General features: G+C 37.4%; 10 protein-coding genes. 9 read left to right on the forward strand and 1 reads right to left on the reverse strand.

Going from position 1 to position 12062, the window contains the following annotated elements:
• The 5 genes from OZD62_RS05905 to OZD62_RS05925 all read left to right on the forward strand — a co-directional run.
• The coding region (locus OZD62_RS05905; RefSeq protein ID WP_275019650.1) for a TrbG/VirB9 family P-type conjugative transfer protein at positions 1-343 on the forward strand (343 nt) is incomplete at its 5' end.
• Between the two features lie 16 nt (positions 344-359).
• The gene (locus OZD62_RS05910) at positions 360-1820 is read left to right on the forward strand and encodes a TrbI/VirB10 family protein (RefSeq protein ID WP_275019651.1); all 1461 of its coding nucleotides are present in this window, start codon (positions 360-362) and stop codon (positions 1818-1820) included.
• Between the two features lies 1 nt (position 1821).
• Positions 1822-2814: a P-type DNA transfer ATPase VirB11 gene (gene virB11 / locus OZD62_RS05915; protein WP_010962302.1), complete on the forward strand. Its 993-nt coding sequence runs from the start codon at positions 1822-1824 to the stop codon at positions 2812-2814.
• A 30-nt stretch (positions 2815-2844) separates the two neighbouring features.
• Positions 2845-4833, forward strand: a complete 1989-nt coding sequence (locus OZD62_RS05920; RefSeq protein ID WP_275019652.1) for a type IV secretory system conjugative DNA transfer family protein — start codon at positions 2845-2847, stop codon at positions 4831-4833.
• Positions 4834-4954: 121 nt separating this feature from the next.
• Positions 4955-5803: a P44/Msp2 family outer membrane protein gene (locus OZD62_RS05925; RefSeq protein ID WP_010962304.1), complete on the forward strand. Its 849-nt coding sequence runs from the start codon at positions 4955-4957 to the stop codon at positions 5801-5803.
• 164 nt (positions 5804-5967) lie between these two features.
• Here the strand turns inward: OZD62_RS05925 and prmC are convergent, their stop codons facing one another.
• Positions 5968-6807: a peptide chain release factor N(5)-glutamine methyltransferase gene (gene prmC / locus OZD62_RS05930; RefSeq protein ID WP_275019653.1), complete on the reverse strand. Its 840-nt coding sequence runs from the start codon at positions 6805-6807 to the stop codon at positions 5968-5970.
• Between the two features lie 1113 nt (positions 6808-7920).
• Here prmC and rpsL point away from each other — a divergent pair.
• From rpsL to tuf, 4 genes are read left to right on the forward strand one after another with little or no spacing between them, the layout of a single operon-like run.
• Entirely contained in the window at positions 7921-8295 is a 375-nt protein-coding gene (rpsL, locus tag OZD62_RS05935; RefSeq protein WP_006279787.1) for a 30S ribosomal protein S12, read from the forward strand.
• A gap of 5 nt (positions 8296-8300) precedes the next feature.
• On the forward strand, positions 8301-8780 hold the full coding sequence (gene rpsG / locus OZD62_RS05940) for a 30S ribosomal protein S7 (protein ID WP_007549313.1): 480 nt from the start codon (positions 8301-8303) through the stop codon (positions 8778-8780).
• 21 nt (positions 8781-8801) lie between these two features.
• A complete protein-coding gene (fusA, locus tag OZD62_RS05945; RefSeq protein WP_275019654.1) occupies positions 8802-10877 on the forward strand; it encodes an elongation factor G in 2076 nt (691 codons plus the stop codon).
• Between the two features lie 11 nt (positions 10878-10888).
• A complete protein-coding gene (gene tuf / locus OZD62_RS05950; RefSeq protein ID WP_275019655.1) occupies positions 10889-12061 on the forward strand; it encodes an elongation factor Tu in 1173 nt (390 codons plus the stop codon).
• Position 12062 lies beyond the last annotated feature (1 nt).

The following is a 12062-nucleotide window of genomic DNA, read 5'->3' on the forward strand; positions in this document are numbered from 1 at the left end:
ATTTGATGTTGATTTAGATGAGGTTTCTTTACCTACTCAAATGCAATATACTACAGACAAGCTAGAAAAAATAATACAAGAAAATGATACGAAGTACAATTATACATATATTGATGAAGGTGGTAATGCGGATATAGTTCCGATCGAGTTATTTGATGATGGTTATTTAACCTATTTAAAATTTAGAAATAATAATAAAATACCTCAGGTTTTTGCAGAAGGGGAGGATAAACCTTGTAAAAGGCTGTTATTTGATGATTATGTTATAATAAAAGGAGTACATAAAAAGCTATTTATGCGTTATGAAGATGGTGAAGTTGAAATTATAAATAGGTCACTTTAGCTGTGGTACATGCAATATGAATAAAGAAAGGCGTAACAATTCAGAAGATGAATCAGAAATAGAGAATAAGGTAGTAACAGTTGGCTCTAATCAAGGTCATAGGGCATTGATGGTCATTATTTTAGTGCTTCTGGCTGGTGGAGTGTATTATCTCTATTTTAGTCCTTCTCCTAAAGAGGGTTCAGAAGTTATTAAAAAAGAGGAAACAAAGCAAAACGTTCAAGAATTGAAAGGAAAGTTGGAACAAGTTCCAGATAATGTAATGGTTCCTGAAAGAATAATAACTGATCCCTTACCACCCTTACCTCCTCTTCCTACACCACTAATCATACCAGAAATAAAACAAATTAGAAAAGAAGAAGTGATGAAAAAAGAAGAAGAGAAACCAAAAGAAACTCCTGTGTCAAATATACCTATTTTGCCAAAGCAAAATTTTCCTTCTAGTAATGTTATGGGCAATTTACCTACCTCGTTTCCTACAATAGGGGGTGGCGGTTATCCTAGAGACAGACGTAGTGCACAGATGTTGACAATTTCAGGTGGTAGTGGAGAGAACAAGGCTGCTGATGCTATTTTATCCGACACTTCAGCACAATCGAGCAAAGCTACCAGAGTAGGAAAGCTTGGTTTAATGATTACTCAAGGTAAAATTATTGATGCTGTTCTTGAAACTGCAATAAACTCTGATCTGCAAGGAATGCTGCGTGCTATGGTGAGTAGAGATGTTTATGCAGAAACTGGTGATACAGTTTTAATACCTAAAGGCTCAAGATTGATAGGCAGTTATTCATTTGACTCGAATGTTGCTAAATCTCGTGTAAATATAAACTGGAATAGAGTGATTCTGCCACATGGAATAGATATTGCAATCTCATCACTTAGTACTGACGAGCTTGGTAGAGCAGGAATAGCAGGAATAGTTGATAACAAAATAGTAAGTGCGGTATTCTCTTCGGTGACACTTGCTGGTGTTTCGATTGGTTCTGCTGTTATAGGGCAAAAGGCTTCTAATCTTGTTGATACGCTAACTGTCAGAGATGCAGTAAAGTCTATCACTGCAACCGAAATAGATTTTTCTTCTCTCCAACTCATTATTGACCCAGAAAAGAAGATATCTAGTGACAAATGGAAATTAGGCCTTGGGGCTATCGGAAGAATTCGGAGTGCCAAAAGCAGACAAGATTTACTAAAAATAATGAAAGAGGAAATAGCAAAAGCACTAGGAATTGAAGAAGACGAGGTAAATATAAGCCTGGAAATTGTAAATCAACTGTTAGAACAAATTCAAAGAAAAAGCAAGTCTGTTTATGATGAAGCAATCGGGAAATCAATCGAGGATTTTTCTAAAGATATGCGGGATGTAGTGAGCAGATATACAGATAAAAAACCAACTATTTATGTTGATCAAGGCACTGCATTGAAAGTATTTGTTAACCAAGATATAGTATTTCCTCCACAGGCAATATTAAATCAATGAAATGAACTATGCTGCACTTGATACATATTTGGAGCCATTACAAGGCATATTTCAAGAAGAAGGCGTAAATGAAATATCAATAAATAAGCCAAAGGAAGTATGGATTGAAAATCGCGGTGAAATAAGGTGTGAAAAATTAGAAGTATTCGATCTTAACCATTTGAAATCTCTTGGCAGACTGATTGCTCAAGCTACAGAACAAAAACTTAGCGAAGAAGCGCCGTTACTTTCGGCAACATTACCAAATGGTTATCGTATACAGATAGTATTTCCGCCAGCATGTGAACCTGATAAAGTAGTCATGTCGATTCGTAAGCCTTCTAGCATGCAGTTAGCACTCGATGATTACGAAAAAATGGGGGCTTTTTCTGAAACTGTTACAGAAGCAACTGATAATCCAGTTGACCGTCATTTGGATTTATTGTTAAGGCAAAAAAAAATAAAAGAGTTTTTAGAATACGCTGTAATAAGTAAGAAAAATATTATAATTAGTGGTGGAACTTCCACTGGTAAGACTACTTTTACTAATGCTACTTTGCGTGCTATTCCAGATGAGGAAAGAATTATTACTGTTGAGGATGCAAGGGAAATCGTTTTGAACGATCATCCCAATAAAGTCCATCTAATTGCCTCTAAAGGAGGGCAGGGCAGAGCAAAAGTAACCACTCAAGATTTGATAGAAGCGTGCTTACGTTTAAGGCCAGACAGAATAATAGTTGGTGAGCTCCGTGGAGCGGAAGCTTTTAGTTTTCTTAGGGCGATAAATACTGGTCACCCTGGATCAATATCAACCCTTCATGCGGATAGTCCAACAATGGCCCTTGAGCAAATAAAACTGATGGTTATGCAAGCAAACCTTGGCATTCCTCCAGACCAAATTATACCATACATTAGAAATGTGATTGATATTGTTATTCAGCTAAAAAGAACCGGTGGGGGCAAAAGAAGCATTTCTGAGATATTATTTACTAGATCTGCGAGCGAAAATGCTTAAATTTATACATAAGTTAAGGAAGAGTAGTTTATGAGTAATAGAAATCACCTACGTAATATTCTCATAGGAGGTGTAGTAGCTTTTAGCGTACTTGAGTTTTGCTTCTATCTATCTGGTATATTGTTTGTTCTGTTTGCTGATGGTCCGGATGCTGTGGATTTTAAGGCAATTAATCCTAGTTTGACGCCTTTCCCTCAAGCTCTTTGGCCAACGATTTTTGATCATATACAATATTGTTGGCATCATCCAGAGTTATATAGCCTTGAGCTCAAAATCACATTAATTATATCTTCTGCACTGCCTATCATTGTTTTAATGATTATCTTATGGAATTTAAGAGAAAGGATAATTGAGTGGCGACCATTTAAAAAGAAGGAATCACTTCATGGAGATTCGCAGTGGGCATCAGAGAAAGACATACGAAAAGCAGGATTAAGAAGCAAAAAGGGATTATTGCTTGGTAAAGATAAAAGAGGATACTTCATTTCTGATAGGTTTCAGCATGCATTGTTATTTGCACCTACAGGTTCTGGTAAGGGTGTTGGCTTTGTAATTCCTAATTTATTATTTTGGACTGACTCGGTAATTGTACACGACATAAAATTAGAAAACTATGAAATAACAAGTGGTTGGCGAGAACGACAAGGACAAAAAGTATACGTATGGAATCCAGCGCAGCCAGATGGAATAAGTCACTGTTACAATCCATTACAATGGATTAGTGAAAAACCTGGGCAGATGGTTGACGATGTGCAGAAAATAGCTAACCTAATCATGCCTGAACAAGACTTTTGGCAGAATGAAGCAAGAAGCTTATTTGTTGGAGTGGTATTATACTTACTTGCTGCACCAGAGAAAGTTAAATCTTTTGGTGAAGTTGTGCGTACGATGCGTAGTGATGACGTGGTTTATAATCTTGCTGTTGCTCTTGATACAATGGGTAAAATACTACACCCTGTAGCATATATGAACATTGCAGCTTTTTTACAAAAAGCTGATAAAGAAAGGTCAGGTGTTGTATCAACCATGAACTCATCACTTGAATTGTGGGTAAACCCATTGATTGATACTGCAACTGCGTCAAGTGATTTTAATATTCTAGATTTTAAAAAGAAGAAAATTACAGTTTATGTTGGTTTAACTCCTGACAACTTGACTAGGCTCAGGCCTTTAATGCAGGTTTTTTACCAACAGGCAACTGAGTTTTTATGTAGAAAATTGCCATCGGATGACGAGCCTTATGGCGTATTGTTTTTAATGGATGAGTTTCCTACACTTGGAAAAATGGAGCAATTTCAAACAGGTATTGCATATTTTCGTGGTTATCGAGTTAGGTTATTCTTAATTGTTCAAGATACTGAGCAGCTCAAAGGAATATACGAAGAAGCAGGGATGAACTCCTTTTTGTCAAACTCGACTTACAGAATAACTTTTGCAGCCAATAATATTGAAACAGCTAATTTAATATCGCAACTTATAGGAAACAAAACTGTACAACAAGAATCGTTGAATAAGCCTAAATTTTTAGATTTAAATCCTGCTTCAAGGTCATTACATATCTCTGAAATACAGAGAGCATTGCTATTGCCTCAAGAAGTTATTATGTTGCCACGTGACGATCAGATAATTTTAATAGAGTCGACTTACCCAATTAAATCAAAGAAAATTTTGTACTACAGTGATACCACCTTCACAAGAAGGCTGCTCAAACAAACTCGTGTGCCTACACAAGAACCATATGACCCAAACAAAGTTCTTTCTGCCGCTGCGAGCAAAGATAAGGTTAATAACGAGGGGAATAATGTTCTTGAGGGACCTAATTCAGTTGATTATCCTGCTGAAACTAAAACCGAAGATGCAGTATATGATGAATCAGATGAATTTGCAGGCGAAGATATCGACGATAAGTTTGAAGATGATGACGAGGAAGATGAGGATAGGAGCGATGATGGGTTTGATGACGAAGAAGAGGAGGATGAATTTGAAGATGAGGATAAATTAAAAAATGACGAGAAGTAAGGTTAACTTTGCCTATTTTTAGCTCAGAAAAGTGCAAGTTATGCAAATAATTAGGTTTTTCATATTAAACCATTTTTAATTAATTAGTATTAGATTAGCTATTTTAACTAGGGGAGTAGTAATGATTAGTAAAAAAACATTAGCGGTTACAGCATTTGCTTTATTGTTGTCACAACAATCTTTTGCAAGTGAAACAGAAGGGTTTTACTTTGGTAGTGGGTATTACGGTCAATATTTAAATAACACAAGCGTACTAAAAACAAGCACTACAGGTATCAAAAATTTGTCTATAAATGACAGGGGTGCTCAGAACACAGAAGGTCAGTCACTAAGTGAGTATAAAGGAGATTATAATCCACCTTTTGCTGCAAATGTGGCATTTGGTTACACAGGGGAATTGGGTAACAACAGCTATAGGGCTGAATTGGAAGGGATGTATTCTTCTGTAAAAGTGGATAATATTGGTTTAACAAGTAGCCAAATAACTGTTTCATACCTAAAGGAGACTGGTGAGGATCCTGATAAAGAAACTTATCTCTATAGTGCTGCAGTTAGTCATGACCAAATTGAGAACATATCTGTAATGGCAAATGTTTATCATCATTGGAAAAGTGACCGTTTCTCTTTTTCTCCTTACGTTGGTATTGGGATCGGTGCAACAAGAATGACGATGTTTGAAAAACCGTCAATAAGACCCGCAGGTCAATTAAAAGCTGGCTTTGACTATCGCATAAACGAAGATGTAAATATGCATATCGGATATAGAGGTTTTGGTGCTATTGGTAGCGATATTAAGCTTACAGCAAAAAGGTTAGGACAAGTGGTAGACGACCCTAATAATGATAAAAAAAAGAAGCTTAATCCTAGCTCAGGTAGCAAAGTAACTGAGGAAATAAATATAGGTAATCAACTATTTCACACACACGGTATAGAGGCTGGTCTTACTTTCCATTTTGCCAGCAAAGCTTAAACATGTTGCCCTTTAAAAAATGCATAAAACCGTTCCTGTCGTCCTATGGCTTGACCATAGGATCTAGTTAAATATAGATCCAAGTAGTCACGCTACTTGGATGACTAGGTAGAGGGTACTGGGATGATATAGGATAATATGGGATGAAGGCAAAAAAACATTAGCTATGTTCTTTTCACAACAATGCATCTCTTCATTCCCGCTAAGTCATATACATATTCCTGAAAAGCTAATTCGTATGAGGGGATTATTTTGTCAATATTGCTTTGATCTTCACCTATCTCCAATATCGCAAACCCATTTTTTTTAAGGCACTTTCTCAATATTGGAAAAATGCTCAAGTAACAGCTCAAACCATCAATACCACCATCAAGGGCAATTCTTGGTTCCTTTTGCACTTCAGCTTGCAAGTCTTTCAATTTGCTTCTTTTAATATATGGAGGATTACTGATTATAAGATCGAATGAACCTCTGCACTCTGTCCACGAACTTGGAAATATTTTGGCTCTGCTGAGAAGATCATGTTTTTTTGTGTTCTGATAGGCAACTTTATATGCTTCCAAGTTTTTTTCAAAACCGACGCCAACAGCATATTCATACTCACTAAGTACGGATATCAATAAACAACCTGTGCCTGTACCAAAATCTGCAATTTTTAGTTTCTGTTTTTTGTTTGGGTAATATTTTAACACTGCTAGGATTATTGTTTCACTATCTGGCCTTGGATCTAAAACATGCTGGTTAACTATAAAATTTTTACTCCAGAATTCACGATTACCTATTATTTGCGATATTGGATATCTTTCCGCTCTTTTTTTTGTTAATTTCCAAAATAAAAGTTCTTTCTCCATCGGCACTTGATCAGCATGGTTCACAATTATAAATGATCTTTCCACTCCAAGTACGTGCTGCATGATGATTTCACAATCTAAATGTGGTGATTCAACTTTATGTGACGATAATAACTCCGATCCTTCTTGAATTAAAGTGCTGATTGTTTTCATTATTCTAAAAATATGTTTCTTTCAGCCAAAAATAGCAAGATGAGCTTCCAGTTTAGGGTAGCTGCGCTAAATCCCAGTGTCAAGCACGCAGCTGTACGAACATTGCAATTTGCAGATCCAAGTAGCTTGACTACTTGGATCCAGCTAAGTTGGTGAGCATAAAAGTATAGCTAATGCGAGCTTTACGTCATACCGTCACGGTATCTCTAGATTCCGCTAACACGTAGCGGGACGACGAGGTCAGGGTGTCATCCTAGTACCTTCTCCTGTCATCCCAGTGCCCTGACTACTTGGATCCAGGAAAAAGAATGGTGTCATCCAAGTAGCCTCCCTCCCCTGTCATCCCAGTGCCCAGACACTGAGATCCAGAAAAGTTTGCTTGTAAGCAAGCAAACTAGCACAGAAAGTGGTTACAACATTTTCGATGAGATTATATGGAAAACTGGATTCCAGTGTCAAGCACTGGAATGACACCTTCCTGCCCAGTTCATGTTGCCATAAATATTAAGAAATTTACCAAGCAAAAAAAAAGGCAAAAGAAGCCCTAGTCATTGTCTATTTTCAGTATTGGCGTTTTTTAAGTCTTAAACACTGCAATTTAGCTGCTTTTAAATGCAACTCACCTTAGTTTAAATGTTTAAGAAATTTACTAAGCAAAAAAAAGGCAAAAGATATCCCGTATTAGCTAGTTGTCACTCTCTAATCCTGCAAATTGGCGTACTATACTGTCTTAAACGCTTTATAAGCGCGTTTCAGCTTATATAGGTAAAAACCCAGAAATGTTGTGAAGAAGTAAAGTGTGCATAGTGCAAAAAATTAAAAATAAGACGCCAATTACGTAATACTGTTGTCATTTAATCTGCACAGATTGAAGATAAATGAATACCCCCAGTACCATGATAATGGGGCTGGCGAAGGGTGTCAAGTAAGTTTTTTCGTTTCTACTGAATGACAGTTGTGGCTTGGGAGGTAGTGCAAGAAGTCTACTGATGGCTTTCAAGGCAGTTGAGCTTAATTATTAGAGTAGTAATGTTTATTTTTATATTGACTATTGAGGTTTATTATTTTATAACTAAAAACTTAGTTATTTTAATGAGCTTGAGTTTATAACATATGCCTACGATAAATCAATTAATACGTAAGGGTAGATTAGGATTGACCCATAAGAAAAAGGTACCAGCTTTGGGAGAAAGCAACCCTCAAAGGAGAGGTGTTTGCACTAAGGTGTATACTACAACTCCTAGAAAGCCTAACTCAGCACTCCGTAAAGTAGCCAGAGTAAAAATTAGTGGGTATGGTGAAGTGACGGCTTATATACCTGGTGAAGGTCATAATTTACAAGAACACTCTGTTGTTTTGATACGTGGTGGGCGGGTGAAAGATTTGCCAGGTGTGCGTTATCACATAATAAGAGGTGCCCTTGATCTGCGTGGTGTGCAAAATCGAAAGAAAGCTCGTTCAAAATATGGTGTAAAGAAATCTGGTTAAAGTTTATGGCTCGTCGGAATAAAGCAAAAAAAAGAGAAATAAGTCCTGATTCGCGTTACGGCAGTGTTTTGCTGATGCGTTTCATTAATACAATCATGAAATGTGGTAAAAAATCTACTGCAGAAAAGATTATCTATGACGCTTTGTCTTTAGCTGAAAAGAAAATAGGCGAAGGTGGGTTATCAATTTTTGAGACAGCAGTAGGAAATGTTACTCCTTCTATAGAAGTGCGTTCTCGACGCATTGGTGGTGCAACTTATCAAGTACCTGTGGAAGTTCGACAAGATAGAGCGGTTTCTTTAGCGTTAAGGTGGATTGCTAAAGCAACTTCTGCTGCCCGAAAAAAGAGTGGAAAAACCACTGTTGATTGTTTGCAATCTGAAATACTGGATGCTTATAATAAACGCGGTGGTGCGTTTAAGATGTGCGAAGAAAAATATAAAATGGCTGAAGCTAATAAGGCATTTTCTCATCTTCGTTTTTAATGTTAGCTAATTAATTGTGATATGGAAATTGGAATATCTAAATACAGAAATATAGGGATAATGGCTCACATAGATGCTGGTAAGACTACCACAACAGAGCGTATTTTATTTTATACTGGTAAGCAAAATAGAATTGGTGAAGTGCACGATGGTGCAGCTTCTATGGATTGGATGGAGCAGGAAAAAGAGCGTGGTATTACAATCACATCTGCTGCAACAACATGTTTTTGGAATGATCATAGGGTCAATATAATAGACACTCCTGGTCACGTTGATTTCACTATTGAAGTTGAGAGATCTTTAAGGGTTTTGGATGGTGCAGTTGCTGTATTTGATGGAGTTGCTGGAGTTGAACCTCAATCTGAGACAGTGTGGCGTCAAGCTGATAAATATAGCGTTCCTCGTATCTGCTTTGTTAATAAGATGGATAGAATAGGGGCAAATTTTTATCGATGTGTTGATATGATAAAGACGAAGCTTGGTGCAGCACCTTTAGTTATTCATTTACCAATAGGGAGTGAGAAAGATTTCAAAGGTATAATTGACCTTATTTCTATGAAAGCCATTATATGGCAAGAAGAAACGTTGGGCGCTAAATTTTCTTATGAAGATATTCCTTCTGATTTGCTTGATAAGGCTCAAGAATATCGAAATCTTTTATTAGATGCTGCAGCTGAGATGGATGATGAAGCGATGAATACTTACTTTGAGTCTAATGATCTGCCAGTGGATTTACTGAAAAAATGCGTGAGAAATGGGACCATTAAAGGAAAATTTGTTCCTGTGTTATGTGGATCAGCTTTTAAAAATAAAGGCGTACAACCACTTTTAGATGGTGTGGTTGACTTTTTACCTTCTCCTATTGATGTTGATGTAATTGTTGGAATTGATCCTAAAGATTCAGAAAAGAAAATTGAGGTCAAACCTTCAGAAAAAGAGAAATTTGTTGCTCTTGCATTTAAAGTGATGACGGATAAATTTGTAGGCAGCTTGACGTTTATCCGTATTTATTCTGGTAAATTAAAGTCTAAATCTACCGTTTCAAATGCGTTAAAAAACGAAACTGAAGGGATTGGCAGAATGTTACTTATGCATGCAAATAACCGAGAAGATATAACTGAGGCTAGGGCTGGAGATATAGTTGCTTTAGTTGGGCTAAAGAAAACAACCACCGGAGATACTTTATGTTCTGTTGATTTTCCTATATTATTGGAGCGTATGGGATTTCCTGAGCCTGTTATTGAAATTGCTGTAGAACCTAAAACCACTTCAGATCAGGAAAAATTAGGTATTGCTCTAAATAGGTTGGTTGCAGAAGATCCTTCTTTGAGAATGTCAGTAAATGCGGAAAGTGGCCAGACTATATTGAAAGGCATGGGTGAGCTCCATCTTGAGATTATTGTTGATAGAATGAAGCGCGAATTTAACGTTGAGGCTAACGTCGGTGCTCCTCAGGTTGCATATCGTGAAACTATCACTAAATCTGTTGAAATTGATTACACTCATAAAAAACAATCTGGTGGAGCTGGTCAGTTTGCTAAGGTTAAAATAAAATTTGAACCTCTTGATCCTGGTTCTGGGTTTCAATTTGAAAGTAAAATTGTAGGTGGTGCTATTCCAAAAGAGTATATTCCTGGGGTAGAAAATGGCTTGGAGTTGATAAAAGAAGGTGGTATAATTTCGGGATTTCCGTTGATTGATTTTAAGGCTACCCTTCTTGATGGTGCTTTTCATGAGGTTGATTCTAGTCCTTTAGCTTTTGAACTTGCTGCTAAAGGTGCTTTTAAAGAGATGGCAAATAAAGCTGGTCCAAAAATGCTGGAGCCTATAATGAAAGTTGAAATCATTACTCCTGAAGAATATATGGGTGATGTTATGGGTGATATAAATAGTAGAAGAGGAAATGTTGCTGATATGCTCGATTTAGGTAATAATAGTAAAATAATTACTGCTTCGGTACCTCTTGTAAATATGTTTGGTTATATCAACGTTTTGCGTTCTATGTCTCAGGGAAGGGCGCAGTATAGTATGCATTTTTCTTGTTATGAGCAAGTGCCACAATATGTGGTTGATGAGTTAAAGTTAGAGTATAATTAAGGGTAATAATTATGACAGCAGTAGTGGAAGCATTTGGAAAGCCGCATGTAAATGTGGGAACAATAGGACATGTGGATCATGGGAAGACGACGTTAACAGCGGCGATAACGAAGCATTATGGAAATTTTGTAGCGTACGATCAGATAGACAAAGCGCCAGAAGAAAGGAAGAGGGGGATAACGATAGCAACAGCGCATGTTGAGTATCAGACAGAGAAAAGGCATTATGGACACGTTGATTGTCCTGGACACGCTGACTATGTAAAGAACATGATAGTAGGTGCAGCACAGATGGATGCGGCGATATTGGTAGTGTCGGGGGTTGATGGGCCAATGCCACAAACGAGAGAGCATATATTGCTGGCGAAGCAGGTAGGTGTTGGATATATCGTAGTGTATATAAATAAAGCTGATGTTGCTGATGCTGATATGATAGATTTAGTAGAAATGGAAGTGAGGGAATTACTGAGTAAATACGGATTTCCAGGGGATGAAGTGCCTGTGGTGGTTGGTTCAGCGCTCAAGGCGCTGGAGGATGACAGCAGCGAATATGGAAAGAAATCAATAGATAAATTGATGGAAAAGTTAGATGAATATGTAGCGGTTCCACCAAGGCCTGTGGATTTACCATTTTTATTGCCAATCGAAGATGTATTTTCGATATCGGGGCGAGGAACAGTGGTAACAGGAAGAATAGAGAAGGGAGAGATAAAGACGGGAGAAGAGATAGAGATAATAGGTCTGAAAGCGACGCAAAAGACGATATGCACAGGTGTTGAGATGTTTAAGAAGTTGCTGGATAAGGGAAGTGCAGGACTCAATGTAGGAATATTGTTAAGAGGAACAAAAAGAGAAGAAGTGGAGAGAGGGCAAGTATTAGCGAAACCGGGGACGATAACACCGCATAGAAAGTTTAAGGCGGAGGTTTATATATTAAAGAAAGAGGAAGGAGGAAGGCATACACCATTTTTTGCGAATTACCAGCCACAGTTTTATTTAAGGACAACGGATGTAACTGGGAGCATAAAATTGCTAGATGGGAAGGAGATGGTAATGCCAGGAGATAATGTGAGTGTAGAAGTAGAATTGCAAGTACCGATAGCAATGGATGAGGGATTGCGTTTTGCGATAAGAGAAGGCGGTAGAACTGTTGGTTCTGGTGTTGTTTCTGAAATTTTGGAGTGAG

The organism is Wolbachia endosymbiont of Drosophila seguyi (assembly GCF_028981765.1).
GTDB classification, from domain to species: Bacteria; Pseudomonadota; Alphaproteobacteria; order Rickettsiales; family Anaplasmataceae; genus Wolbachia; species Wolbachia pipientis.